At 71.8% G+C, this 25,499-nt stretch carries 21 protein-coding genes; 13 read left to right on the forward strand and 8 right to left on the reverse strand.

Annotated elements, in window-relative coordinates; all coding sequences use genetic code 11:
* Window positions 1-124: 124 nt before the first annotated feature.
* The 10 genes from J421_RS28630 to J421_RS28675 all read left to right on the forward strand — a co-directional run bounded on the left by J421_RS28630 (window position 125) and on the right by J421_RS28675 (window position 12,806).
* Complete coding sequence (locus tag J421_RS28630; RefSeq protein ID WP_025414550.1) at window positions 125-604, forward strand: hypothetical protein; 480 nt, start codon at window positions 125-127, stop codon at window positions 602-604.
* 129 nt (window positions 605-733) lie between these two features.
* A complete protein-coding gene (locus J421_RS28635) occupies window positions 734-1,147 on the forward strand; it encodes a PIG-L family deacetylase (protein ID WP_025414551.1) in 414 nt (137 codons plus the stop codon).
* A gap of 386 nt (window positions 1,148-1,533) precedes the next feature.
* Entirely contained in the window at window positions 1,534-1,863 is a 330-nt protein-coding gene (locus J421_RS28640; protein ID WP_025414552.1) for a PadR family transcriptional regulator, read from the forward strand.
* Between the two features lie 47 nt (window positions 1,864-1,910).
* On the forward strand, window positions 1,911-4,559 hold the full coding sequence (locus J421_RS28645; protein WP_025414553.1) for an ABC transporter permease: 2,649 nt from the start codon (window positions 1,911-1,913) through the stop codon (window positions 4,557-4,559).
* A 4-nt stretch (window positions 4,560-4,563) separates the two neighbouring features.
* A complete protein-coding gene (locus tag J421_RS28650; protein WP_025414554.1) occupies window positions 4,564-6,039 on the forward strand; it encodes a serine hydrolase domain-containing protein in 1,476 nt (491 codons plus the stop codon).
* Window positions 6,040-6,159: 120 nt separating this feature from the next.
* Window positions 6,160-6,555 carry an SDR family NAD(P)-dependent oxidoreductase gene (locus tag J421_RS28655; protein ID WP_158508958.1) on the forward strand — a complete coding sequence of 132 codons (396 nt, stop codon included), beginning with the start codon at window positions 6,160-6,162 and terminating at the stop codon, window positions 6,553-6,555.
* An 81-nt stretch (window positions 6,556-6,636) separates the two neighbouring features.
* Complete coding sequence (locus tag J421_RS28660; RefSeq protein ID WP_025414556.1) at window positions 6,637-6,984, forward strand: PadR family transcriptional regulator; 348 nt, start codon at window positions 6,637-6,639, stop codon at window positions 6,982-6,984.
* On the forward strand, window positions 6,981-9,701 hold the full coding sequence (locus J421_RS28665) for an ABC transporter permease (RefSeq protein ID WP_148306607.1): 2,721 nt from the start codon (window positions 6,981-6,983) through the stop codon (window positions 9,699-9,701). Before J421_RS28660 ends, J421_RS28665 begins: the two co-directional genes overlap by 4 nt.
* A 94-nt stretch (window positions 9,702-9,795) precedes the next feature.
* Entirely contained in the window at window positions 9,796-10,242 is a 447-nt protein-coding gene (locus J421_RS28670; protein WP_148306608.1) for a hypothetical protein, read from the forward strand.
* Window positions 10,243-10,310: 68 nt separating this feature from the next.
* Window positions 10,311-12,806: an ABC transporter permease gene (locus J421_RS28675; RefSeq protein ID WP_158508960.1), complete on the forward strand. Its 2,496-nt coding sequence runs from the start codon at window positions 10,311-10,313 to the stop codon at window positions 12,804-12,806.
* A gap of 187 nt (window positions 12,807-12,993) precedes the next feature.
* Here the strand turns inward: J421_RS28675 and J421_RS28680 are convergent, their stop codons facing one another.
* From J421_RS28680 to mtnK, 3 genes are read right to left on the reverse strand one after another with little or no spacing between them, the layout of a single operon-like run.
* Complete coding sequence (locus J421_RS28680; protein WP_025414560.1) at window positions 12,994-15,060, reverse strand: bifunctional aldolase/short-chain dehydrogenase; 2,067 nt, start codon at window positions 15,058-15,060, stop codon at window positions 12,994-12,996.
* A gap of 16 nt (window positions 15,061-15,076) precedes the next feature.
* Window positions 15,077-16,147 (reverse strand): S-methyl-5-thioribose-1-phosphate isomerase, encoded by a 1,071-nt coding sequence (gene mtnA, locus J421_RS28685; protein ID WP_104023597.1) that lies wholly within the window; start codon window positions 16,145-16,147, stop codon window positions 15,077-15,079.
* A gap of 5 nt (window positions 16,148-16,152) precedes the next feature.
* Window positions 16,153-17,415: an S-methyl-5-thioribose kinase gene (gene mtnK, locus J421_RS28690; RefSeq protein ID WP_025414562.1), complete on the reverse strand. Its 1,263-nt coding sequence runs from the start codon at window positions 17,413-17,415 to the stop codon at window positions 16,153-16,155.
* Between the two features lie 427 nt (window positions 17,416-17,842).
* On the opposite strand from mtnK, the gene J421_RS28695 reads away from it, so the two are divergent.
* The gene (locus tag J421_RS28695; RefSeq protein ID WP_148306609.1) at window positions 17,843-18,424 is read left to right on the forward strand and encodes a hypothetical protein; all 582 of its coding nucleotides are present in this window, start codon (window positions 17,843-17,845) and stop codon (window positions 18,422-18,424) included.
* Here J421_RS28695 and J421_RS28700 read toward each other — a convergent pair.
* The 4 genes from J421_RS28700 to J421_RS28715 form a co-directional block, all read right to left on the reverse strand.
* Window positions 18,413-19,225: a hypothetical protein gene (locus J421_RS28700; RefSeq protein WP_025414564.1), complete on the reverse strand. Its 813-nt coding sequence runs from the start codon at window positions 19,223-19,225 to the stop codon at window positions 18,413-18,415. The two genes, J421_RS28695 and J421_RS28700, sit on opposite strands and share 12 nt — an antisense overlap.
* Complete coding sequence (locus J421_RS28705) at window positions 19,222-20,337, reverse strand: DUF6544 family protein (RefSeq protein ID WP_148306610.1); 1,116 nt, start codon at window positions 20,335-20,337, stop codon at window positions 19,222-19,224. The genes J421_RS28700 and J421_RS28705 overlap by 4 nt, the downstream gene beginning before the upstream one ends.
* Window positions 20,337-20,579, reverse strand: coding sequence for a hypothetical protein (locus tag J421_RS28710; RefSeq protein WP_148306611.1), 243 nt, complete (start codon window positions 20,577-20,579; stop codon window positions 20,337-20,339). Before J421_RS28710 ends, J421_RS28705 begins: the two co-directional genes overlap by 1 nt.
* Window positions 20,580-20,645: 66 nt before the next feature.
* Entirely contained in the window at window positions 20,646-21,236 is a 591-nt protein-coding gene (locus J421_RS28715; protein WP_025414567.1) for a porin family protein, read from the reverse strand.
* A gap of 296 nt (window positions 21,237-21,532) precedes the next feature.
* Between J421_RS28715 and J421_RS28720 the strand changes: the two genes are divergently transcribed.
* Complete coding sequence (locus tag J421_RS28720; protein ID WP_236646391.1) at window positions 21,533-22,111, forward strand: ArsR/SmtB family transcription factor; 579 nt, start codon at window positions 21,533-21,535, stop codon at window positions 22,109-22,111.
* Window positions 22,030-22,449, forward strand: coding sequence for an SRPBCC family protein (locus J421_RS33485; RefSeq protein WP_236646401.1), 420 nt, complete (start codon window positions 22,030-22,032; stop codon window positions 22,447-22,449). The genes J421_RS28720 and J421_RS33485 overlap by 82 nt, the downstream gene beginning before the upstream one ends.
* A gap of 78 nt (window positions 22,450-22,527) precedes the next feature.
* Here the strand turns inward: J421_RS33485 and J421_RS28730 are convergent, their stop codons facing one another.
* Window positions 22,528-25,467, reverse strand: coding sequence for an MEDS domain-containing protein (locus J421_RS28730; protein ID WP_025414570.1), 2,940 nt, complete (start codon window positions 25,465-25,467; stop codon window positions 22,528-22,530).
* Window positions 25,468-25,499 lie beyond the last annotated feature (32 nt).

Genomic DNA, 25,499 nt, shown 5'->3' on the forward strand with positions numbered 1-25,499 from the left:
GCCGGCAGCCCGTCAAGTGACGACGGCGCAAGCCATTGACGCGTTGACGCCCGTTTGACGCCCGGTCGCGATCGTGGACCTGCGTCCACGCTTGTTAGGCCGCCCACACACGGGGACATTCGGAATGCGTCACGCCCGCACTCGTCGACACGCGCTGGCCCTCACCCTGGCGCCCGCCGGCGCCCTCGCGTTCCTCGCCGCGGCATACGCGCCGACGGCCCCGCACCGGGTGCGGGTCGTCGCGCGCGACTACGCGTTCGAGGCCGCCGACACCGTTCCGGGGGGCGACGTCAGCTTCGAGCTCGAGAACCGCGGCGCGCACTTCCACGAGCTGATCGTCGGGCATCTGCGCCCCGGCGCGACGGGTCAGGACATCGTCGCGGCGCACCAGCGCGGGGTCACGCTGCGCCAGCTCCAGGAGGCGTACCTGGCCGACGCCGCCGGCGGGGCGCTGCTCGCCCAGGCCGGCACGCGCTCGCCGGCGCGGCTCGTGATGACGCTCGCGCGCGGGCAGGCGTACGTGCTGCTCTGCCAGCTCCGCGACACCGGCACCGCCCCGCAGCACGCGGTGCTCGGGATGTTCCACCTCGTCCACGTACGATGAGAGGAAGCGGAGCGCGCCACTGCCGATGGAAAACGGCCGGATGCCCATGACGTCGAGGTAGCGGGACTCATCGGCCGGGCGCGTCCTCGTTCCTGGCACGCCGGGTGACGACGTCTCGACGACGAGATCTTGCACGGCGGAGCGCTCGCGCACCTGAGCGAGCGCGGCGTGCGCGTGACGCTCGTCTGCGCCACCGACGGCGAGGCTGGCAAGGCGCATCCATCGGTCGGGCCCGTGGAGGACCTGGGCGCGACGCGCGTGGAGGAGCTCAAGCTGTCGTGCGCGCGACTCGGGATCGAAGCACCCGTGCGGCTCGGCGACGCTCGCCGCGCGCACGCTCGCGACGACGCCCACGATCTCACGCAGCGCGGTGTCGGCGCCCATCGTCGTGCCCACGCGCAGCCGCTGGCCGACGGCCCGCGCGCCGGGGAAGAAGCGGCGTGCGAGCGTCTCATCCACCGCGACGACGGGTCGACCACGCGCAACGTCGTCGGGACCCACAGACGACCACGCACGAGACGGATCCCGATCGCCTCGAAGTAGCCCGGCGTCACGACCACGAGCTGCGCGCGCGGCGTCGAGCGTGACGTCGCGCTTCAACCGCGCGGGCGGGCGGACGCTCGAAGGCATCGTCCCGGCCGTCTGCGTCGCGGCCAGCGGCCGAGAGGAGCGACATGGTGCGGTTTCCGGCGAGGAGAGGGAGCGGCGAATATGCGAGCACCGCCGCCGGATGTCACGGCGACGGGACGCCGCTCGAGCGACCCGAGACGAGTCGCCGCCCGGCCGCCCGACGGCGCCTAACGATACGCGGACGCGAACGCGCGCGGGGCCGAATGCACGGAACACGAGTGCGCCACGCCTTGCTCTTTTCGCGCGCGTGCCGTATGGTATGCCTCGACTACTGAGGCCTCAATCCTCGAGGTATCGGCATGGCCGACGCGTCGGAGCTCCTGCACGGCACGCTCGACACCCTCGTCCTCAAAACGCTCTCGTGGGGGCCGCGCCACGGCTACGGGATCGCGCGGCTCATCCAAACGTCCACCGACGACGTGCTCACCATCGGCGAGGGCGCGCTCTACCCCGCGCTCTACCGCATGGAGAAGAAGGGGTGGGTCGCCCACGAGTGGGGGCTCTCGGAGAACAACCGCGAGGTGAAGATCTACCGCCTCACGCCCGCGGGACGCGCGCGGCTGCGCCTGGAGCTCGCGCAGTGGAACGAGTTCACGACCGCCGTCGGCAAGATCCTGCACGCGAACTGACCCCCGGCGCGCAATACGCAAACGCGAGACACGAGACGGAGGCGTCCATGACGAGGCTCGGCCGCTTCACGCGGCAGCTCCGCGCCCGGATCTGGAAGGTGCCCGTCGAGCGCGAGGTCGACGCGGAGCTGGCGTACCACCTCGAGATGCGCACCGCGGAGAACATCGCCGCGGGAATGGACCCCGGCGCGGCGCGCGAGGCGGCCCTCCGCCGCTTCGGCGACGTCGCGCAGATTGCCTCCACCTGCCGCACGTTAGGCGAGGAGCGGGACCGCGCCATGGAGCTCACCGACCGGATCGCCGAGCTGCGCCAGGACGCGACGTACGCGGCGCGCCACCTCCGCGCGAATCCCGTGTTCGCCGTCGTCGCCGCGCTCACGATCGCGTTGGGCATCGGCACGTCGACGACCATCTTCGGCATCGTCGACGCGGTGCTGCTCCGCCCCCTCCCCTTCCGCGAGCCCGACCGGCTCGTGCGCGTGTGGGAGGCCAACCCGACGATCGACCGCTTCGGGGTCTCCGAGCCGAACTACCTCGACTGGCGTGCACGCGCGCGGAGCTTCACCGAGCTGGCGGCGTACGCCGGCACCGTCACCAGCCTGACCGGGGGCGGGGACCCAGAGCGGCTGCGCGGCGCCGTCGCCACGCCCGCGCTGTTCCGCGTGCTTGGCGTCGCGCCGGCGCTCGGCCGCGCGCTCGTCGACGACGACGCGCGCCCGGGCGACGTGCGCCGCGTCGTGGTGCTCTCGGACGCGCTGTGGCGGCGGAGCTTCGGCGCCGATGCGCGCGCCGTCGGCCGCAGCATCACGCTCGACGGGCGCGCCTACGAGATCGTCGGCGTGATGCCGGCCGGGTTCGACTTCCCCGGTCGCCGCGAGCTGTGGCTGCCGTACGCGCCGTCGACCGAGGCGTCCCGCGGGAACCACATCCTGAGCGTGGTCGGGCGGCTGAAGCCGGGCGTGGCCGTCGCGGCGGCGACCACGGAGCTGCGCGGGATCGCCGGCGAGCTGTCGCGGCAGTACCCGCAGAGCAACGCCGACTGGGGCGTCACCGTCGCGTCGGTCGCCGACTGGATCGTGGGACCGGAGCTCAGGACGCGAGTGCTCGTGCTGCTCGCAGCGGTCGGGCTGCTGCTGCTCATGGCGTGCGTGAACGTGGCGAACCTGCTGCTCGCGCGCGCGACCGCGCGGCAGCGCGACATGGGCCTCCGGGCGGCGTTAGGCGCCGGGCGCGGTCGGCTCGCGCGCCAGCTCCTGACCGAGAGCCTCGTCCTCGCCGCGTCAGGCGCCGCGGTCGGCATCGCGCTCGCGTTCGTGCTCGTGCCGGCGCTGCGCGGCGCCGCGGCGGACACCGTGCCGCGCCTCGACGAGATGCGCGTCGACTGGCGCGTGCTCGCGTTCGGCGTGGGCGCGTCGGCGCTCACCGGGCTGCTCTTCGGGCTCGCGCCGGCGGTGCAGGCGTCGCGCACGAACCTGGCGACGCTGCTGCGCGGCGGCGGTCGGGTGGCGGCGGCGAGCGGCGCGCGCAGCGCGCTCGGCGCGCTCATCGTCGGGTCGGTGGCGCTCGCGACGCTGCTGCTCGTCGGCGCGGGACTCATCGGCGGCAGCTTCGTGCGGCTGATGCGCGTCGACCCGGGGTTCGACCCGGGCGGCGTGCTCACCGCGCAGCTCGTGCTCCCCGACGCGCGCTACGGCGACGAGGCGCGGCGCGACGTCTTCTGGAGCGAGGTGGTGCGGCGGCTGTCCATGCTTCCCGGCGTGCGGGCGGCGGGCGCGACGAACGTCGCGCCATTCAGCGGCGGGAGCACGAGCACGCCGTTCACGGTCCCCGGCCGCGCCGACGCCGGGGCGTACCGCCAGGCCGACTGGCGCGCCGTGACGCCGGGCTACTTCGCGGCGTTAGGCATTCGCCTGAAGCGGGGCCGGCTGGTCGCCGAGTCCGACGCGCGCGACGCCCCGACGGTGATCGTCGTCTCGGAGGCGATGGCGGCCCGGGTGTGGCCCGGCGAGGATCCGATCGGCAGGCAGGTCCTGGCGCAGGGCAACAAGGATCCGTGGACGGTCGTCGGCGTGGTGGGCGACATCCGCGACGGCACGCTCGAGGCGGAGCCGCGCGAGATGATGTACCTGTCGTACCACCAGAACGCGTGGGGCTCGATGTGGCTCACGCTGCGCATGCGCGGCGACCCGATGCGCGCCGCCGACGCGGTGCGACGCGAGATCTGGGCGATCGACAGGGCGCTCCCGGTCGCCGAGGTGCAGCCGCTCGAGCGACTCGTCGCCGACGCGGCGGCGCAGCCCCGTCTCACGTCGCTCGTCTTCGCGCTGTTCGCCGGTGCGGCGCTCGTGCTCGCGGTGGTCGGCGTGTACGGCATCGTCGCGTACGGCGTCGCGCAGCAGACGCGCGAGATCGGCGTCCGGCTCGCCCTCGGCGCGGGTCGCTCGCGCATCCTCGCGCGCGTGGTGGGCCACGGGTTGCGCCTCGCCCTCGCCGGCACGGCGTTAGGCGCGGTCGCCGCGCTCGCGCTCTCGCGCTACCTGACGGGGATCCTCTACGACGTGGCACCCACGGACGCCGCGACGTACGCGGCCGTCGTCGTGGTCCTCGCCACCGCCGCGGCGCTGGCCAGCGCACTCCCGGCCACCGCGGCCGCGCGGCTCGATCCGGTGCGCGCGCTGCGGAACCCGGGGAGCTGACGCCGTGCGCGCGCTGCTCCGTGCGTCGATGATCGCGAGCGTCGGGCTCGTCGCCGCGGCGTGCGCGGCGGCATCGTCCGCCACCCCGCCCACGCGCACGAATGCGGCGACACGGGCCGACGTCGACTCGCGAACGATCGACGCCCGCGACCTCGAGCGGTTCGTGGACTCCGTGGTGACCGCCCATCTCGCGCGCACGCACCTGCCCGGCGCGGCGTTCGCGTTCGTGCAGGACGGCCGGACGCTCGTCCTCAAGGGCTACGGGGTTGCCGACGTCGCGAGTGGCCGCCGCGTCAGCGCGGAGTCCACGATCTTCCGCATCGGCTCCATCAGCAAGGTGTTCACCGCGACCGCGGTCGTGCAGCTCGCCGACCGCGGACGGCTCGAGATGACGCGCGACGTGAATCAAGTGCTGCGCAAGGTGCGCGTCCCCGACGCGTTCGGCGCGCCGGTCACCGCCGAGCAGCTGCTCGACCACACGGCGGGGCTCGACGAGATACGTCCCGGGACTCAGGCTGCGTCGCCGACCGAGGTACTCACGCTCGCCGAGTTCCTTCGCGGACGGCTCGTGCGCGTGCGGCCGCCGGGCGAGACGATCAGCTACTCGACGTACGGCATCACGCTCGCCGGAGAGCTGCTGGAGGAGGTCTCTGGATCGGACTACCAGGACTACCTCACGCACAACGTGTGGGCGCCGCTGCGCATGACGCGCACGAACGTCGCCATCCCGACCGCGTTCGCGCACGACGTCGCGGTCCCGTACGAGGTGAGCAACGGCGCGCCGGAGCCGGCGCCGTGGGAGTGGTATCACACGACGCCCGCGTCGTCGGTCAACAGCACGGCGGCGGACATGAGCCGCTTCCTGCTGGCGCAGCTGAACGACGGCGAGCTGGAAGGCGCTCGCATCCTCAGCCCGCGCGCCACGCGCTACATGCAGCGGCAGCACGCGACGATGCATCCACGTCTCCCCGGGTTCGCGCTCGGCTTCTACGAGGATTACGTGGGCGACGTGCGCGTCCTCGAGCACGGCGGCCAGGTCGCGGGCTTCAGCTCGCTCCTGCTCATGATCCCGGAGGCGCGCGCCGGCTTCTTCGTCGTCTCGCACGGCGAGCAGAGCACGCTGCGCGACGAGTTGAAGTACGCGCTGCTGACGCGCTATTTCCCGCGCGCCCGGACCCACCTCGCGGTCCCGCCCGCGCCGCCGAACGCGGCAGCCCGCGCCGAGCGATTCGCCGGTCGATATGCGTGGACCACGTCGTGTCATAGCTGTGGCGCGCGCGCCGCACCGTTGACGATGACGGTCACGGCGAACGCCGACGGCACGCTCGGCTTCTCCGGACGGCGGTGGATCGAGGCGGAGCCACTGCTGTTCGTGCGCGACGACGGCTCCGGCTACATCGCGTTCCGCGCCGACAGCGCCGGCCGCATCACGCACATGTCGCCCGGGTCGTTCTGGTCGTTCGAGCGGCTGCCGCCGTGAACCGACCGCAGCAGCGCGCGGAGGTCAGACTTCCGGGAGCTCGTTCCCGCTCCTTCGCGTGCTTGCAACCCCGGCACACTCCGCGCGCGCCCGAGACCGATGCGCTATACGAGCCTGTCGATGCGCGAAGTGAGCGCGGCACTCCATGACGTCGCCGAGGACGCGTGGAACACGCTCCGCGGTCTCGACGAGGCCGGCGCGGACGCGGTCGCGACGATGCACGGCATCGTGCATCTGCTCGTAAACAACTCGGTGATCTCGGTCGCCGGCACGGTCGAGGACCTGCCCGTGGCCCGCATCGAGGACGCGATGGCGGTCAACTTCTGGGGCGTCGTGCACGGCTGCCGCGCGTTTCTCCGGCATCTCCGCGCGGCGGTACGACGCGGCGAGCCAGCGGCGATCTGCAACGTGCTGAGTGACTTCGCGCTCTTCGCGCTGCCGACGAAGGCGGCCTACGCCGCGTCGAAGCACGCCGCGCGCTCGGTCGTCGACTCGACGGCGGAGCCGCCGCGGTGACCGGGTGCCTCTTCTCCCATTGACAGTCTACGGGGCGCTCCTACGTTAGCAAAGACATTCTATGGGAGAAGCCAGGCCACCGTGACCTCACTCGACCTCCTTCAGGGCACCCTCGACCTCCTCGTCCTGAAAACGCTCTCGTGGGGGCCCGCCCACGGTTACGACGTCGCCCGCTGGATCCAGGACGTCACGGCCGACGTATTGCGCGTCGAGGAGGGCTCGCTCTACCCCGCCCTCCACCGACTGGAGAAGCGGAAGCTGCTCAAGTCTTCCTGGGGGCTCTCGCGCAACAACCGGCGCGCCAAGTACTACGAGATCACCGCCAAGGGTCGCGAGGCGCTCGCCGCCGAAGCCAGCACCTGGTCCGACTTTACGAAGGCCGTCTCCGCCGTCCTGACGTCGCCCAATCGCCCCGCGTGGGCTCGATGAGCCGCACCGCGAAGTCCGCCTGGCGCTACCTTCGCTTCTGGGGCCCGGATCCGCAGCGCGACCTCGACGACGAGATCGCGTTCCACATCGAGGCGCGCATCGAGGATTACATCGCCGACGGAATCGCTCCCGAGGCCGCGCGCACTGCCGCGCTCGAGCGATTCGGCGACCTCACGCGCTATCGCGGCGAAGTCATGGCGATCGAGAAGCGGGACGCCCGCCGGCGCACGATCGCCGACGTCGTGCATGCACTCGTCGGCGACGTCCGCTTCGGCGCGCGCCAGCTTCGCCGGAACCTCCCGCTCACCTGCGCCGCGCTCCTCTGCTTCGCCCTCGGCATCGGCGCGAACACGTCGATCTTCTCCGTCGTCAACGCGGTCCTCTTCCGTCCGCTCCCGTTCCCCGATTCGGAGCGGCTCGTGATGGTGAGCGAGGGCCTAACGAAGCTCGCCGTCGACTTCAACGCCATCTCCGCTCCGGACCTGATCGACTTCAAGGAGACGGAGGGCCGCACGTTCGACGCGCTTGCCCTCATGCAGGCGAGCGCCGTGACGCTCTCCCTCGGCGGCGACGCCGAGGTCGTGCACGGAGCGGCGATCACGCCGTCGACCTTTCGCGTGCTTCGTGTCGCGCCCGCCCTCGGCCGCGCGTTCGTCGACGGCGACACGCGGGTCGATGCGCCGGCCGTCGTCATCCTCAGTGACGCGCTCTGGAAGCGCCGCTTCGGCGGCGATCGCGGGGTCGTCGGCAAGACGATCACGTTCTACGGCGGGCGTACGGCGGAAGTCGTCGGCGTCATGCCGCCGGACTTCTCCTTTCCCGTCCCGGGGCTCGGCCTCCCGGTCGGCGACGTCTTCGTGCCGTTCGTCTTCTCGGCCGCGATCATGAGCGCACGCGCCGACAACTTCGGCCGCATCGCGTTCGGCCGCCTCAAAGACGGCGTCGGCGTGGCGCAGGCCGAGGAATCGCTCGCCGAGATCGCGCGGCAGATGCCGCGGCGCTATCCGGACAGCTACGGCCCGCTCGCGAGCGTGGACGGCCCGCTGCTCGTGCACGTGAAGAGCCTACGTGAGGCCGCCGTCGGCACGTCGCGCCGGCCGCTCCTCGTGCTCCTCGGCGCGGTGAGCTTCGTGCTGCTCATCGCGTGCATCAACGTCGCCAGTCTGTTCGTGGCGCGCGCGTCGGCGCGACATCGCGAGATCTCCGTCCGCGGTGCGCTCGGCGCCACCCGCGGACGTCTGGCGCAGCAATTCCTCGCCGAGGCGCTGATCCTCCTGGGCGCCGGCTCCGTGCTCGGCGTGATCGCCGCTCACTGGAGCACGCGCATGCTGGTCGCGTCCGCGCCGGGAAGCTTCTACCGCGCGTTCGACGTGCGCATCGACGGACGCGTGCTCGCCGCCACGGCCGGGCTCACGGTCTTCACCGCACTCGTCTTCTCCGTGCTCCCCGGCCTGCGCGGTCGCGCGTCGGCGACCGGTCCGGCGCCACGAGACGGAGGCCGCTCCGGAACCGCGACGCGTACACGCCACCAGGCGCGCCGCGCGCTCATCGTCGCTGAGGTGGCGATGGCGCTCGTGCTGACCGTGGGCGCCGGCCTGACGCTGCGCAGCTTCGCCCGCGCGCGCGCGCTCAGCCCGGGCTTCGACCCCGAGCATCTCGTCACGTTCACCGCAACGTTCCCCACGGCGAGCTTCCCGAACGCGGACCGCGTGAAGCACGCGGAGATGCAGGTCCTCGTGCACTTGCGCCAGATCCCCGGGGTCCAGGCGGCGAGTGGAACGGCTCCGCTTCCGATGCAGGGACTCTGGGAGATCACCTTCGCGCCCGACGGCCCGTCGCTCGAGCATTCGCCCGCGGCAACGAACAGCGTCGTGCTGCCCGGCTTCTTCGAGACCATGCGCATCCCGCTTCGCGCCGGGCGCTACTTCACGGAGCGCGACGTCGAGGGCGCGCGCGATGTCGTGATCGTCAACGAAACGATGGCCACGAAGTACTACGGCACGCCCAATCCAGTCGGCCGCCGCTTCAAGTGGGGCGGACGCGACGCGGAGCACCCCTGGAAGACGATCGTCGGCGTCGTCGCGGACGTGAAGCACCGCCAGCTCGACGCGGAGCCGTCCGCGGCGGTCTACGAGCCGGTGCTCCAGCAGGACACCGGACAGAGCGCGAGTCTGTACCGGGTGATGTCGTTCCTCGTGCGCACGGACCTCACGCCGGCGGCGCTCAGCGCGCCGATACGCACGGCGGTGCGCGAGGTCGATCCGCGGCTGATGGTGGTCGACCTGCAGCCGATGAACGCTGTGGTCGGGCAGACGATCGCTGGGCGCAAGTTCAACGCGCTGCTGCTCGGCCTCTTCGCGCTCGTCGCGCTGGCGCTCGCCGCCACCGGTGTGTACGGCGTGCTCCACTACTCCGTCATCCAGCGCACGCGGGAGATGGGCGTCCGGTTGGCGATGGGCGCGCGCGTGTCCGACATGCTGCGGCTCGTCGTGGGGCAGACCGTGGCGCTTGCGTGCGTCGGTGTGGTGATCGGTCTGGCGGCCGCGCTCGTGCTGAGCCGCGTCATGCGCACGTTGCTGTTCGACACCGACCCGTTCGACGTGCCGACGTTCGCGGTGAGCGCCACGCTGCTGTTGATCGTCGCGGCGCTGGCGAGCTACCTGCCGGCGCGCCGTGCGTTGCGGATCGACCCGACGGTCGCGATCCGCGCCGACTGAGCGGTCGCCGCCGCGGGCCCGTTGGTCACTTTTCTCATTGACATTCTAGGGGACGAGTCTATCCTCCCCAGAGACATTCTATGGGAGGCGGCCGATGCGCGCTCGATCTGTGTCGCGATCTCACGTTCTGCCGTCATGCAGCGGGATCGCGCTCCTCGCCGTCCTCGGCGGCTGCGCGGCGTCCACCGGCCGGGCTGCGCCGCGCACCGCAGCCGGCGCCACCGCACCGCAGACGTTCCGGCTCGACAACGGGACACTCGACCGGCTCGACGTCTACGTGGTCGAGGAGACGCGCGAGTGGTTCCTCGGGCGCGTGGAGCCGGGCACTGTCGCCCGGCTGCTCGTGCCGCCTAACGCCCGCCTCGACGGACGCGCGACGGTCCGGCTGGCGGTCCTCGCGAACGCGCCGCGGACGGGGCGCCCGAGCCGAGCGGCCGGGGCGGTGCTCACGGTTGGGCAGCCCCTCTCGCGGCTGCTTGCCCAGGAATGGCTGTTCGCGCAGGGGCAGCTGCTCGGCGTCGCGGGGCGCCGGCCGCGTTAGGCGGCCGATCGGCGCGCGCACAGGACACGTCGACCATCGGTCGACCATCAACGGGAGCGGAGACGATGATGCTGGAGCGATTCGACACTCTGCGCGGCGACGTCTCGTTCGCCGTGCGACAGCTGCGCCGCACGCCGGTGCTCTCGGCCGCCGCCATTCTCTGCTTCGCCCTGGGCATCGGCGCGAACAGCGCCATCTTCTCGATCGTGAACGGCGTCTTGATCCGTCCGCTCCCGTATCGCGACGTCGACCGCGTGGTCGCCATCAACGACGGGCTGCCGAAGCAGGGGCCGGGCTTCCTGCGCGGCATCTCCGCGCCCGAGCTGCTCGACTACCGCGCGCTGGACGGACGCATCTTCCAGGCGACGGCGATCTACGAGCAGCGCACGTTCACCGTGGCCGCGCCCGACGGCGCGCTCGAGCGGGCGCAGGGCGCGCTCGTCTCCGGAAACTTCCTGCGCGTCCTCGGGCGCGAGCCGGCGCTCGGCCGCGTGCCTGCGACGTGGACCGCGAACGCGAGCGACCCGACTGCCGCGAGCGCCGCGTCGGAGGTCATCGTCAGCCACGCGTTCTGGCAGACGCACCTTCGCGGGGATCCGGACGTCGTCGGCAAGTCGATGCCGTTCGGCAACGGCGTCGCAACGGTGGCCGCCGTCATGCCGCCGGACGTGCAGTTCCCCATCGGCGCCATCGGCGCCGAGCCGGCGCAGGTGTTCGCGCTGTACGCGCTGACGCCGGACGTGCTGAAGACGCGCGCGGATCGCTACGGCACCTGGGCGTTCGGCCGTCTGGCCGACGGCGTGACGGTCGCGCAGGCGTCGGCGGCGGTCAACAGCGTCGCGTCCGGATTGCCGCAGCGGTATCCGGACATGTATCGCGGCGCCACCGAACGGGTGCTGGCGGAAGCGGCGCCCCTGCGCGAGACGATCGTCGGACCGGTCCGGCGGCCGCTGCTCGTGCTGCTGGCCGCCGTCTGTCTCGTCCTGCTCATCGCCTGCCTCAACGTCTCCAGCCTGCTCGTCGCGCGATCCGTCGCGCGTCAGCGTGAGATCGCCGTGCGTCGCGCGATCGGCGCGTCGCGATCCCGCCTGGCGCGGCAGTTCCTCACGGAGAGCATCGTCCTCGTCGCCACCGGCGGCGCCCTCGGGCTCCTGTTAGGACACTACGGCGCGGTGCTGCTGACGCGGCTCGATCCCAACGCCTCGCTGAACGGCTACGACGTCGGGTTGGACTGGCGCGTCGTCGCCGCGACGGCGGCGGTGACGGCGCTGACGGGAATCGTCTTCTCGGTGCTCCCCGGCCTCGCGGGGCACGACGACTTCCACACGAGCCTGCGAGAGCGGGAAGCGTCGGCGCGAGGCGCGGGAACGTCGCGCAGCGGGCTGGTGGTGGCGGAGATCGCGATCGCCCTGTTGCTGACGGTGGGGGCGGGACTGATGGTGCGCAGCTTCCTGCATCTGCGCGCGGTCGATCCTGGCTTCGACGTCGATCAACTCCTGACGTTCCGGGTGAACTTCCCCGAATCGCGCTACCCCACGCACGACGCCGCGATCACGTCGGAGCGGCTGCTCGCCGACCGATTGCGGGCGATCCCCGGCGTCGCGGCGGTCGGCGCGGCCACCGACATCCCGCTCACCGAAGGGTCGCAGATCGTCTTCACGCCGGATCCGGCGGTCGGGCCGCCGCCTGACAAGATGCCCGTCGTCGCGCTCAGTCTCGTGCACCCCGGATACTTCGAGGCCGCCGGGATCCGGCTGCGGCTCGGGCGCGCGTTCACGGTGGCCGACGATCCTGGCAGCGTGCCGGTCGTGATCGTCAGCGAGGCCGTCGCGAAGCGGTACTACGCAGGCAACGCCATCGGCCGGCAGTTCAAGTGGGGCGGGCCGGATTCCCCGCAGCCGTGGCGCACCGTCGTCGGCATCGCGGGCGACGTGAAGCAGGGTGGTCTCGCGGACGAGAACCCACCGCTCGCCGTGTACATCCCGGCGGCGCAGATCAACACGGGACCCGCCGCCGGACAGGTGCGCGGCACGAGCTACCTCGTCCGCACGTCCGGTGATCCGCGTCGATCGATCAACCCGGTGCGCTCGACCGTGAAGGACTTCGACGCGCGCATGCCGGTCGCGGGGCTGCGACCGATGAGCGACATGCTCGCCAGGTCGATCGCCGACCGGAAGTTCAACATGTTCCTGCTCGGCGCGTTCGCGGCGGTCGCCGTCAGCCTCGCGGCAGTCGGCATCTATGGACTGATCGCCTACTCAGTCGCCCAGCGCACACGCGAGCTGGGAATTCGCATCGCGCTGGGCGCGGTACCTCGTGACGTGCTCCTCCTCGTGGTCCGTCAGGGTGCGTCACTCGCCCTCATCGGAATCGTGATCGGAAGCCTCGGTGCGGTCGCCGTGACGCGCTGGATGCGGTCGATGCTGTTTCAGATCGACCCGCTGGATCCGATCACCTTCGGTCTCGTCGGCCTCGGGCTGGCGGCGGTGGCAGTCGGGGCGAGCTGGTTTCCGGCGACGAGGGCGGCGAACGTCGGCCCCGTCGTGGCGATGCGCACCGACTGAACCGTGGTGCTTCGCGCTCCGGTGTCGATACGACACCGACCGGCGCTGGCGATGCTCGCTCCCGTCTCGCTTCGGATGAATCGTGACGGGCGTCGAGCGCTCGATGCCGAGGACGCGCCCATGGATCCCGCGGCAGCACGCGGCGTGAGGCGCCCGGGACGTATCGCGGACATCACCCACATGCCAGCTACCGCAGCGCCGCCGCGATGTTGCCGCCGTCCACCGTGGTCACGCCGCCCGTCGTCTTCATCGCCAGCGCCTGGTGCAGGAACGCCTCGGCGACGTCCTCGGCGCTGACTTCCTCTCGCAACAGGTTCCCTCGCATGTACGCGGCCTCGTCCACGCCGCGCGCCGACGCCCGCGCGGCGATCATCGCGTCGGTCAGCAGCCCGCTTCGGATGCGGTCCGCGTTCACAACGTTGACGCGAATGCCGTCGGCGCCGTGCTCCAGCGCGTACTGCCGCGCGAGCAGGAACGTGGCCGCCTTCGGTGCGCCATAGGCGCCGAGGCCCGGGCCGGGATTGACCGCCTGCTTGGACACATTGAAGAGCAGCGCGCCGCCGGTCCCCTGCGCCTTCATCACCCGCACGGCATTCTGCGCGACGCTCTGGTGCGCGAAGAAGTTGAGTTCGAAGCTGCGCCGCAGCACGTCCTCCGGGAGCGTGGCGATGGCGCCCTCCCACGCGGCCCCGGCGTTGGACACGACGATGTCGACGCCCCCGAACCGTCGGCACGCCGCGTCGAACGCCGCGCGCACGGCCTGCGGATCGGTGACGTCACACGCGAGCCCGAGCGCGTGACGGCCGCACGACTGCGCGACGCGCTGCGCCCCCTCGCCGTCGAGGTCGAGCACGACCACTTCCGCGCCCTGGCGCGCGAACAGGCGCGCGGTCGCCGCACCGATCGCTCCCGCGCCACCGGTGACGAGCGCCGCCTGCCGGGCCAAGGGCCGCTCCGCGGTCTTCCCCAGCTTCGCCTGCTCGAGGGACCAGTACTCCATCTCGAAGAGCTCGGCCTCGGGCAGCGGCTCGAAGCGCCCCACCGCCTCGGCCGCGCCTAACGTGGCGATGGTGGTCTCGGCGACGTCGGCCACGATGTCGGCCTCGGACTTGGACGTGCCTAACGCGACGACCCCCACCCCGGGCACCAAGAGGACGCGCGGCAGCGGATCGAGCATCGTGCGCCTTCTGCCTTCCCCATCGCCGGAACGTGCGTCGTGGCGCTCGAAATACGCGCGGTAGTCGTCGCCGTACTGCGCCACGCGCCGGCGGACGTCCTCACGATACGCGTCGAGGCTCCCGGCCTCGGGCGCGCGCAGCACCAGCGGGCGGTGCTTGATGCGGATGGTGTGGTCCGGCGTGACGACGCCGCGCCACGCGGCCTCCGACAGGTCGGCACGGTTGCAGAAGGCGAGTGCCTGCGGACCGTCGCGCAGGCTCGCCACGAAGCGACGGTAGCGACCGTCCCCCAGCGGCTCGGCACACGCACCGCGCAGCACGGGCAGCACGTCCGCCGCCGGGGCCGGCGAGGCGGGCAACGACGCCGCCGCCGGCACCACCACGCGGCCGCGCGCGATACGCGCCTCGGCCAGCGTGACCATGCGGATCATCCGCTCGTACGCCTGCTCGGCGCTGTCGCCGAACGTGAAGATGCCGTGCTTGTGCAGCACGAGGCCTTCCACGGCCGACTGCTGCTCGAACGCGAGCGTCGCCGCTTTCGCCAGTCGGAACCCGGGCATCACGTACTCGACGACGGTCATCGCGTCGCCGAACACCTCGCGGCAGATCTCGAGACCGTTAGGCTGGTCGGACAGCGCGAGCACCGCGTTGGCGTGCGTGTGGTCGACGTACGCGTGCGGCAGGAACGCGTGCAGCAGCGTCTCCACCGATGGCGTGGGCGCCATGGCGTCGAGCAGGTTGCAGCGGAGCGCGTTGACCATGTCCTCGTCGCTGAGGCGATCCAGCGCCTGCAGCCGGCGCAGCGGCGCGAGCCGCACGGCGGGCAGCCCCGCGGGCTCGATGGCGGCCAGGTCCCAGCCGGAGCCCTTCACGCACAACACCTCGACCTCGTCGCCCGCGATGTCGCGCACGCGCGTCTTCACCGACGTGTTGCCGCCGCCGTGCAGCACGAGCGATGGCTCGGCGCCGAGCAGGCGCGAGGTGTACACCCGCAGCGCGAGGTCCGCACCGTGGCTCTGCCGGCCGTAGTCGTCGACGAAGCGGCGTGCCTCGGCCGCGGACCAGCGGTTCTGCATGAGACGGGGGTGGGAGTCAGCTGAAGAGGGAGGCGAGATTGTGCTCGAACGGCGGGCCGACCAGCCCGCGCTCGGTGATGAAGCCGGCGACCAGCGCGTGCGGCGTGATGTCGAACGCGGGGTTCCTCACCGCCACGCCCTCCGGCGCCGTGCGGCGCGCGCCGAAGCTCGTCACCTCGTCGCTCGCGCGCTCCTCGATCACGATGCCCTCGCCCGCGCGCGTCGCGAGATCGAGTGTGGAGGACGGGCACGCGACGTACAGCGGGATGCCGAAGTGCTTCGCGAGGATGGCCACGCCGAGCGTGCCGATCTTGTTGGCGAAGTCGCCGTTGGCGGCCACGCGGTCGGTGCCGACGATCACCAGGTCGACGAGACCGCGCTGCATCGTGGCGGCGGCCATGTTGTCGGTGAGCAGCGTGACGTCGATGCCCGCACGCTGCAGCTCGAACGCCGTGAGGCGCGCACCCTGCAGGAGCGGCCGCGTCTCGTCGGCGTACACGCGGAAGCGTGTGCCGCACCGGTGCGCGAGGTACATCGGCGCGGTGGCCGTCCCGATGCCGGTGGTGGCGAGCGCGCCGGCGTTGCAGTGCGTGAGGACCCCGCAGCCCGGGCGGATGAGCGCCACGCCGTGCCGCCCGATCCCCTCGCACAGCGCCTGGTCCTCGGCGTGGATGCGCGTGGCCTCGTCGACCAGCGCGTCGTACAGTGCGGCCGCGTCGGCGGCGTCCTCCTGGCGCGCGAGGCGGGCGTGCAGACGTTCGAGCGCCCACTGCAGGTTGACCGCGGTGGGCCGGGCCGAAGCGAGGTAGGCGGCCCGCTCGGCGAGGCGTGCGCGGAAGGATTCGACGCTCTCGGTGCGGCTGTCCTGCATCGCCACGCACAGCCCGTAGGCGCCCGCCACGCCGATGGCCGGGGCGCCGCGCACCTTCAGCTCGCGGATCGATTTCCACACCTGCTCGACGCACGCCTGCCGCTCCACGACGATCTCCAGCGGCAGCCGCGTCTGGTCCAGTAGGTAGAGCGTGTCGTCCCGCCACTCGAGCGTTGCCGGGATCGCGTTAGGCACCGACGTGGCGGCGTTAGGCATGCCGCTCATGCGTCCAGCGGCGTGGCGCCCAGGCGTTCCACGGCGGCGACCACCGCGCCGATCGAGCCGAACGCGTGGCGGCTCAGGATCAGGTGCTCCGCGATGCGCAGCGCGCGCACCTCGGCCAGCGTGCGCGCCGCCACGTCGGTGATGCCCGCGATGTCGGCCACCTTGGCCAGGCCCACGATGCGTCGCATCATCTTGCAGGCGGCGAAGCCGAGCGTGTCGGCGAACACGTGGCGCATGAAGGCGGCGCGGAACACCTCGGCGCTCTCGCCGTCGAGGTCGCGTCCGATGAAGCCCGTGCCATCGGCCTCGTGCTCGCGCCACAGCGCGAGGAACTTGCGCTCGAAGCCCTCCCAGGTCTCGACGGCCGACTGCAGCAGCCACTCGCGATACGGCGCCGGGTCGCGACCAGCGTCACGCTGGCGGTGCTCTTGCGCGACGTAGGCGAGGAACAGGTTGGCGATGAAGGCGCCGACATCGAACCCCATCGGCCCGTAGAAGGAGAACTCCGGGTCGATGACGAAGGTCTCCTCCGCGTTCGCCATCACCGAGCCGGTGTGCAGGTCGCCGTGCAGGCGGGCTTCGGTGGCCGTCATGAATGCGTATTTCATCTCGCCCACCGCGGCGCGCAGCGGCGGGTTTCGCTGCAGGCGCTCGATGGCCCGCGGCGGCAGTCCCGGCGGATAGGCGTTGGTGGGGCTGTCGTCGTAGGGATGCGTGAAGACCAGGTCCTCGGTGATCCGGCACAGTTCCGGGTTGCTCGCGCCGGCCACGGCGGCCTTCTTCGCGTCGGGCGCCAGGTAGAGGTCCGAGGTGAAGAACAGCGTACGGGCGAGGTACGTGGAGATGTGGTCCGACATGCGCGGGTACACGAGGCCATCGATCAGCCCGAGGCGCAGAATGCGGTGATTGCACAGCCGCTGCATCACCACGAGCGACATCTCGCTGTCGGCGGCATACACCGCCGGCACGTGCTGCGGGCACAGGGCGCCGAACTCGCGCAGCGCGCGCACCTCCACGTCCATGCGATGGCGTGTGAGCGGCCAGCTCTCGCCCACGCAGCGCAGATAGGGCACGGCCTGCTTGACGCACACGGTTCGCTCCGGCGCGCCGCGCTGCGTCACCAGGAAGACGAAGTTGACGTTGCCGTCACCCACCTCGGCGACGTCGAGCGCCTCGAAGTCGGTGAAGCGCTCCTGCATCGGCGGCAGGGTGGCGAGATACGCGGGTAGGGCGGCGGCGGTCAGGACCTGGAAGGGCATGGCGCTGGACGGCCTCGATGTCTTGGTGCAGACCTTGGCCCCAATCTGGACCGGACTTGCACGGGCTCGCCAGTGAGCGCAGGTCCATCGTGACGTTACGGAAGTGCGGGAGCCTCCATGCTGCAGAGGCGTCCCGTGAGCGTACAGGCCGGTGCTCAGGGCATTCACGTCGACCGGCGCGAAGCATCCGACGCAGCGCCTGATCATTGCCGTTCACGAGCGCGTTGCCCGACGAATCTTGTTGACACGCGGTCTGGCATGCCGGAGGTTGGAGGCGGGTCGCGTGTCGCCGGACGTCGCGATGCTCCTGGCAGACCAACGCGTTCACGTCGGCACCGAGGTGAGCTCGGCGCGACGCGGGTGCGCTGTGGCGAGCGCCGGTCCTCGGGACCGGAGGCACATTCACCGTGTCGCTCGTGAGGGCCCCATGCACGCATCAGCGCGTCTCGTGTTGGCGCTGCACGGCCTCGACGCCCTGCACGAACGAATCGGCGACGAGTTCGTCTCTCTCTGCCGACATGAGCTCGATCCGCTGGTGCAGGCGGCCGGTCGGAGTCTCGGCATCACGCTGCGACACACGGCACACGGCGATCTCGAGCTCCACTTCGACGTGCGCCCCGAGATGGGGCCGGAGCGCCCATGTGGTTTCGCGATGCTCGGGGAGGGCGGCGACGTCGTGGTGGTCGAGGCGCACCGCTCGCTCGGCGTGTGCACGACGGATCCCGTGACCGGCAAAATCCATCGCCGAGGCATCCTGACGTACGACGTACTCCTGGCGCGCGCACTGTTCAACACAGGCATGCATGAGCTCGGGCATTTCGTCGCGGCGCTGCCCCATGTACACGACCCCAACAACTACATGGTGACGGGTAACCCGCCCGTGGACATGCGCACGCGGCGTGGGCGACGCGCGTTCTTTGCGGGCTCGAAGCGCTTCACCTCGGAACAGCGTGGTCGGCTGGTCGAGCAGCTCCGGTCGGGGACATGGCTCGAAGGTTCAGAGGAGTAGCGACCGTCGGATCGTGTCGGCGGCCGGCGGCTCGGCGCGATCGTGCACGTCGACCGCGGTTCGCGTGAGCCCTCCGGACGGGTCAGCGCGCGCGCTGGCGCCGGTGTTCCGGAGTAGAGGCCTCCGCTCCCTCGCTGCCAAGGCCGCGGCGAGCGTCATGGCGACCACCAAAGCGTTCCACACGCCGAACGCAGCGAGGCCGACGCCGCCGAGTACCCACCCCGGCCGTAGCGCTGTCAAGACCGCGGTCGCGACGCTGAGCGGACCGTTCCAGACGAGCAGCACCGCCGCCGTGTGCGACCATCGTCCCGGCGCCGCGCTGCGCAGCACCGGCGCCGCGAGCCACGTGGCGGCGCCGAGCACGGCGTAGCCCCACATCTCGAGTGCCCAGCCGAGGGACCGCGGGTTCGCCATCGTGAGCGTGCCTAACACGGCGCGCGCGCCCGGCGACGCGTCGCGGACGAGCGCCGGGACGAGCGTCGTCTGCACCGCGTAGTTCGCGAACACCATGGCCGCGAACGCGGCGGAGAGCGCGAGCGCCACCGCGGCGCGCGGCCGGAGCGCCTCGGGCGCGGCCGCGTGTAGACAGCCGATGAGCGCGACCATCCCGCCGACGAGCGCGAAGCCGCAGAAGAACGGGACGCTCTGCACCGGGTGGAACGCGCGCGCGAACGTGTCCGCGTCACGCCACGCCGGCTGCGGGTGCGTGGCGGCCACCAGCCAGAGCCCGAGCGGCCCGGACGCCAGCGTCCCGGCCAGCGCGACCCACGCGGACGCGGAGAGCGCGCGGCGCGGTGTCACGGGGTCGCCCCGGACGGCGCGACGTTGTACGCGACGCGCTCGAGCACGAGCCGGCCGTAGGTCCACGTGCGGCCGCCCTCCGTCCACCGCGCCTCGCCGCGCGAAGCGAGCCGCGCACCGCCGAACTCGCGGTAGTCGCGCAACGGTGTGGTCCACGTCGCGGTGCGCATCGTGACGCCGTCGGCGCGCAGCCGGTCGTCGGAGCGGAAGTCGACCAGGTCGCCGCTCGCGTCGAACGCGAGCACCGCGCTCACCGTCTCGCCGGCGTTCGTGAACGTGGCGCGCACGCGATCGTCCTCCACCGGGGTCCACGTCACCGGCGCGTCGACGAGCGCGGCGGGCGCGAAGACGCACAGGTCGTTGAGCAGCGTGACCGTCTCGCTGCGCGTCATCGCGCGGCCGCCGAGCTGCGTCACGGGGACGATCCCCGCGACGCGGGCCTCCATCGTCGCGCGGTCGCCCACGTAGCGGTGCAGCACGTCGACCGGCACGCCGCGCCGCGAGGCGCGCATGAAGAAGAGCCGCGCGTTAGGCGCGAACAGCTCCACCTGGTCGGCGCGCGCGTGCATCCACGGCTCGTCGGGCCCACCGCGAATGTCCATGGCGAACTCGGCGTGCACGCTGCGCACGCGCGGGCGGCCGACGACGCCCGCGCGCCGGAGGTAGCGCTGCACCAGCGGCGGCAGCGGCGCGAGGTCGCGCTCGGTGACGACCGGCGCCGCGCGCGGGCCGGACGCGAGCGCGGCGCGGACGTCACGCCGGTACGTCGAGCGCAAGCTGCCGGCGCGGAAGTCGAGCAGCACGACGAGGAGCGGCACGAGCGCGACGAGGTTCGCGACGGTGCCCCACTTGGCATCGGCCCACGTCGCGACGACGAGCGCCTGCGAGAGCACCACGCCCGCGAGCGCCGGCGCCCACCACGCGCGCGCGCCGAGCGCGACGAGCGCCGCGCCGGCGAGGAGGAGCAAGCCTGCGGCGAGCCACAGCGCGCCGGCGCGTGGGCCGATCGGCTGCCGGAGCTGCGCGACGTCGGCCAGACCGAGCCCCTTCGCCGCGCCTAACAGGTGGATCGCGCCGTGGAGCGCGAGCAGGAACGCTAGTGCGAGGCGCATCATATGCCCAGCGCCTCGGTGTGCTCGCCGACGCGCCGCGCGTACTGCACGGCGTAGATGCGGATGAACGGCGACACCGGCGAGAGCTCGACCGCGTTGTGCTCGGCCGGCGAGTCGTTAGGCGCCGCCATGTTCGTCGCGGTGGGTGGTTGCGGTCGCGCGTCGGCGGCGCCGAGTGTGGCCGCGAGGAGCGGCGCGGCGCACGACGCCGCGAGGCGCGACACGTCAGGGTGACCGGACATGGACACTCCCTGTTGACGGCCTGGCGCCGCGCGCCGGTCGACGGCGCGCGGCGTGGGCCCGAACGGTCAGAAGCTGAAGGCGACCCCGACGCCCGTCGTCACGTACGAGAGCGTCGACGACCGCGTGCGCCCGCCGACGGTGATGTCGCGCGAGAGCTCGCGGTACCGCACGCCCGGCGTGAGCGCGAACCGGGTGCCTAACGGCAGCGTGAAGCCGGCGCCGCCCTCCCAGCCGAGCCCGTGGCCGCTGTCGTGGATCGTCTTGCCGTCCGCATTTTCGACCTCGATGTGGTCGTACAGCCCGCCGGCACGCAGCCAGCCTTTCGTCGTGCCGACGATCGGGTGCTCGAAGCGCAGGCCGAACGTGTAGCCGTTGTCGTTCAGGTCGAGCGTCTCACCCGGCAGCAGCTGCTTCGTCTGCTGCATGTGCCACTCCCACCCCGCGTACGCCGCGAGGTGCGGCTGCAGGCGGACGCGCACGTTCGCGCCGAAGCCGCCGCCCGTCTGCAGGTCCGCGCCGGCGAGCGTGCGGGTGGGGAACGCCGCGTCGCCGGAGACTTCGGCGGACCACCGCGGCAGCGTGCCGGGCTGCGCGAGTGCGACCGTGGAGATGAGCATCATCGGCACGGCGGCCGCAATCCGATTGAGGCGCCGCATGGGTGTATCCCTCCAGCCACTGGTGGGAACCCGTCGGTCGAGCGCGCGCGAGGCGATGCGCGAGCGAACCGGGGTCCACCACGCGCGACACGTCCGGATACCCGCGGTGTGCGGGTGGTCACGCGTGGCGACTCCATGATGGCCACGCGGTCGACCGGGCGCCGTCAGGCGCTACCAGACACGGTGGCGGAACCCATGCGCCGCGCCACGCTCGGCGGCGCCGAGCCCGCCGGGAGGGTCCACGCGTAGACGCGCCGCCTAACGAATCACCCCGATGTGCCGGCGAGAAGCCGAGCGTGCGCGTACTCGACGTCGCCCGCGGCGCTGGCGTCCTGACGGCTCGCCGCCGCCTCGCCGACGGTGTGCCGCCATTGACGGCAGCCGGGCCGCATACAATAGTAAACCATATGGTTTACCATTCGCCGACGCTCGACGCCACGTTCGCCGCGCTCGCCGACCCGACACGGCGCGACATCCTCGAGCGGCTCGCGGCGGGCGACCGCACGATCAGCGAGCTCGCGTCGCGGTTCGACATGACGCTGCCCGCCGTGTCGAAGCACGTGCGCGTGCTGCAGCGCGCCGGCCTCGCGCGCGTCGAGCGGCAGGGGCGGGTGCGCCGGGCCACGCTCGACGCGGCGCCGATGCGCGCGGCGCTCGCATGGATGGCGCGCTACCGGAAGTTCTGGGAATCGGAGCTCGACCTGCTCGCATCGTACCTCGAAACCCCCTCATCCTCGGAGCCCACATGGCCAAAACCACCGCCGCCGTCCCCGCCCTCGAAGTCCGCCGCATCATCCGCGCGCCGCGGCAGCGCGTCTTCGACGCGTGGACGCAGCCGGCGCAGCTCAAAGCGTGGCACGCGCCGGGACCGCTGACGGTCTCGCTGGCCGAGATCGACCTGCGCCCCGGCGGCGCGTATCGCATCCACATGCGCGCACCCGACGGGACCGAGCACCGCGTGACGGGCGTGTACCGCGAGGTCGACCCGCCCAGCCGAGTCGTCTACACGTGGGGCTGGGAGGGCGACCACGTCGTGAAGGACAGCGTCGTGACGGTCGAGTTCCACGACCGCGGCGACACGACGGGCGACGCCACCGAGGTCGTACTCACGCACGCGGGCATCTTCGACGACACGGAGCGCGCGAACCACGCGAAGGGGTGGACGGCGATCCTCGACAAGTTCGAGGCCCTGTACCCGGGCGGTGCCGCATGACGCCGAAGGAGCCGTTCGCCCAGGTCTTCGCAACGGAGCGATCTGAACGACCCTCTCGCTGATCCGGATCGGCGTCGGTCAACCCGCGTCGAGGACCTCGCGCACCCGACGCGCGAGCTCGTCAGGCGTGAACGGCTTGGCGAGGAAGCTCACCCGCTCCTCGTTGATGCCGTGTCGTGCCATCGTGTCGTCGGCATAGCCGGACATGTAGAGAACGCGGAGCCCGGACTGCGAGGCCTCGAGCCGCTGGGCGAGCTCTGGGCCTGGCATCCCCGGCATGACGACGTCCGTGATCACGAGGTCGATCGCGCCGTCGCGGCCGGCGGCGAGCCGCAGGGCGTCGCCGCCGTTCGGCGCCGTGAGGACCCTGTAGCCCGCACGCTCGAGCGTCGCCTCCGCCAGGCGACGGACCATGGCGTCGTCCTCCACGAGAAGTACCGTCTCCGAGCCGCGTGCGCCGGGCTTCGTCGCCGCCGGCATCGGGGCGGTGGCCGGCTCGCCGGCCTGGGGGAAGAAGATCCCGAACGTCGTCCCCTTCGCCGGCGCCGAGTCGACCCGCAGCCGCCCGTGCGACTGGGTCACGATCCCGTAGACGGTCGACAGCCCGAGCCCCGTGCCTTTCCCCGGCTCCTTCGTCGTGAAGAACGGCTCGAACGCGTGCCGCAGCACCTCCGGCGACATCCCCGTCCCCGTGTCGCTCACCGTTAGGCGCACGTAGCGACCCGGCGAGAGCGGCGTGGGCTGTGCCGGCGCCTCGCGCTCCAGGACGGCGCTCTCCGTGGCGATCGTGAGGCGTCCGCCTAACGGCATCGCGTCGCGCGCATTGACCGCGAGATTCAGCAGCACCTGCTGCAGCTGGCCGGCGTCCGCGCGGACGGCGCCCGCGTCGGGCGCGAGCTGCAGGTCGAGCGCGACATCCTCGCTGAGGAGCCGGCCGAGCATTCGGCTCGCCTCGCCGACGACAAGGTTGATCTCCATCACTTCCGGCCGGAGGACCTGTTTGCGGCTGAACGCGAGGAGCTGCTGCGTGAGGACCGCCGCGCGGTCGGCAGCCTGGCGGATCTCCTCGGCGTCGGCGCGGTGCGCATCGTTAGGCGCGCCGGCGGTCCGGATGAAATCGCTGTAGCCGCGGATGACGGTGAGCAGATTGTTGAAGTCATGCGCGATCCCGCCGGCGAGCTGGCCGATCGCCTCCATCTTCTGCGCCTGACGCAGCTGCTCCTCGAGCAGCAGTTCGTCCGTCACGTCGCGGCCGTTCCCGATCACGCCGCCGACCGCGGGGTCGTGCCGGCGGTCGGTGAACGTGAGGAGCACGTTCCGCACGCGGCCGTCCTTGGTGACGACCCGCAGTGGTCGTGGCAGACTGGCGACCGATCGCCGCGGGACCTCGGCGAACTGCTCGCGCACCCACGCGAGATCCTCCGGGTGCACCAGCGACGAGAGGCTGGGCATGACGTACAGCTCCTCGGCCGTGTATCCCAGAACCCGGGTGTGCGACGGGCTCACGTAGAGCGCGCGGGCGCGCTCGTCGATGATCGAGATGAGGGCGTCGTTGCGCTCGACGAGGGCGCGGAACCGCGCCTCGCGCGCCTCGATCTGCTCATGAGCCCTGACCCGGTCGCTCACGTCGCGGATGATGGTCAGAACGTGCGGCGCGTTTCGGTACTGGACCCGCGAGCTCCACGCCTCCATCCAAAGCCACGCGCCGTCCGAGCGATGGTAGCGGAAGGTGAAGCTCGTCCGCTCGCCGGCGAGGAGCCGCTGCCAGGCCAGGTGCGCCGCATCGAGATCGTCCGGGTGCACACCGTCGAACGGGTTCTCTCGGAGCTCACCGAGGATCTGCCGCGCCGAGGGACTCGCGTAGACGCGATGCCCGGCGGCATCGTACAGCCCGATGATGGTGCTCGGGTCGTCCGCGATGACGCGGAACACCTCGTCGCTCTCGCGCAACGCCGCTTCCGCGCTTTCGCGCTCCCGCATCTCTCGCCGGAGCTCCTCGTTCGCCGCCGCGAGCTGCTGGGTGCGTTCGGCGACGCGTCGCTCCAGCTCCTCGTTCTGGCGCTGCACCGCAGCCCGAGCCTGCGCGAGCTCGAGGACCTCGATCGCCTCCCAGCGCCCCCCGCGCCGCACTACCGCGGACTGGTGTGCACGCGCCACGTCGAACATCTGCGCGGCCGTGGCCGTGTCGAGCGGATAGGTGCAGAGGACGATCATGCGCTGGCCAGCGATCGCCGCACTCAACGCATCTTCGTACGCCATGAAGGCGGCGCGCGTTTGCTCCGTCAGCCACGCCTCGATCCCGCTCACACGCAGGCCGGCGTGGCCGCGCTCCAGCGCGTCAGCGAGCCTGGCATTCCACGCGTCGATGACGCGGCTGGTGTCGAACGTGCCACCGTCCAGATAGCAGTGCACGTGAGACACGACTTCCAGGTTGCCGGCGGCCAGATGGTGATCGGCGTCCACGATGCCGCGCCGGAGTGCGTCCTTCGCGGCATCGACCGTCAGTGGATCGCAAACGGCCCATACGCACTGCTCGTCGCGCTCCAGACCCGCGCGGAAATAGGGGAGCGCGATGTCGAGGACGTCCTGGACGGTCTCATAGAACTGGCAGATGTGCGTGCCCCACGGCAGATCCGCGACGCCCGCCACACCCGTCTCGAGTACGTCGGGGGTGACCGCGGCGCAGCGCGGGCACGCGGCGTTAGTCACGTCGGCGAGCGTGATGAGCAGACCGTCCGACGACGGATGCAGTCGCACATCGAAGCACCGCTCATCCGCCGCGTCGTAGGCCTGCAGCCGGCGGCCTTGCCCGGTCGCCATGGTCTGCGCGGCCGGCTCCCGGATCGCGGCCGCTATAGGGCCGGGTACCTCGTCCCACAGGCTGCGGCCGAGAAGCTGGTCAGGGGAACCGCCGAAGACGCCCCCTGCCGCCAGGTTGGCGTAGATGACGCGCAGGCCGCAGTCGAGCACGACGCAGCCATCCGAGAGTCGCGCGAGGACCTCATCGAACACTTTCATCTGCTGCGTCGCGTCTCCGTCGCGTTTCCGTC

The organism is Gemmatirosa kalamazoonensis, from assembly GCF_000522985.1.
GTDB lineage: Bacteria > Gemmatimonadota > Gemmatimonadetes > Gemmatimonadales > Gemmatimonadaceae > Gemmatirosa > Gemmatirosa kalamazoonensis.

Coding starts and splice junctions, on each gene's coding strand:
- J421_RS28630 (WP_025414550.1), top strand. CDS start 125: ATGCGTCACGCCCGCACTCGTCGACACGCGCTGGCCCTCACCCTGGCG.
- J421_RS28640 (WP_025414552.1), top strand. CDS start 1,534: ATGGCCGACGCGTCGGAGCTCCTGCACGGCACGCTCGACACCCTCGTC.
- J421_RS28645 (WP_025414553.1), top strand. CDS start 1,911: ATGACGAGGCTCGGCCGCTTCACGCGGCAGCTCCGCGCCCGGATCTGG.
- J421_RS28655 (WP_158508958.1), top strand. CDS start 6,160: ATGCGCGAAGTGAGCGCGGCACTCCATGACGTCGCCGAGGACGCGTGG.
- J421_RS28665 (WP_148306607.1), top strand. CDS start 6,981: ATGAGCCGCACCGCGAAGTCCGCCTGGCGCTACCTTCGCTTCTGGGGC.
- J421_RS28670 (WP_148306608.1), top strand. CDS start 9,796: ATGCGCGCTCGATCTGTGTCGCGATCTCACGTTCTGCCGTCATGCAGC.
- J421_RS28675 (WP_158508960.1), top strand. CDS start 10,311: ATGCTGGAGCGATTCGACACTCTGCGCGGCGACGTCTCGTTCGCCGTG.
- J421_RS28680 (WP_025414560.1), bottom strand. CDS start 15,060: ATGCAGAACCGCTGGTCCGCGGCCGAGGCACGCCGCTTCGTCGACGAC.
- mtnA (WP_104023597.1), bottom strand. CDS start 16,147: ATGCCTAACGCCGCCACGTCGGTGCCTAACGCGATCCCGGCAACGCTC.
- mtnK (WP_025414562.1), bottom strand. CDS start 17,415: ATGCCCTTCCAGGTCCTGACCGCCGCCGCCCTACCCGCGTATCTCGCC.
- J421_RS28695 (WP_148306609.1), top strand. CDS start 17,843: ATGCACGCATCAGCGCGTCTCGTGTTGGCGCTGCACGGCCTCGACGCC.
- J421_RS28705 (WP_148306610.1), bottom strand. CDS start 20,337: ATGCGCCTCGCACTAGCGTTCCTGCTCGCGCTCCACGGCGCGATCCAC.
- J421_RS28710 (WP_148306611.1), bottom strand. CDS start 20,579: ATGTCCGGTCACCCTGACGTGTCGCGCCTCGCGGCGTCGTGCGCCGCG.
- J421_RS28715 (WP_025414567.1), bottom strand. CDS start 21,236: ATGCGGCGCCTCAATCGGATTGCGGCCGCCGTGCCGATGATGCTCATC.
- J421_RS28730 (WP_025414570.1), bottom strand. CDS start 25,467: ATGAAAGTGTTCGATGAGGTCCTCGCGCGACTCTCGGATGGCTGCGTC.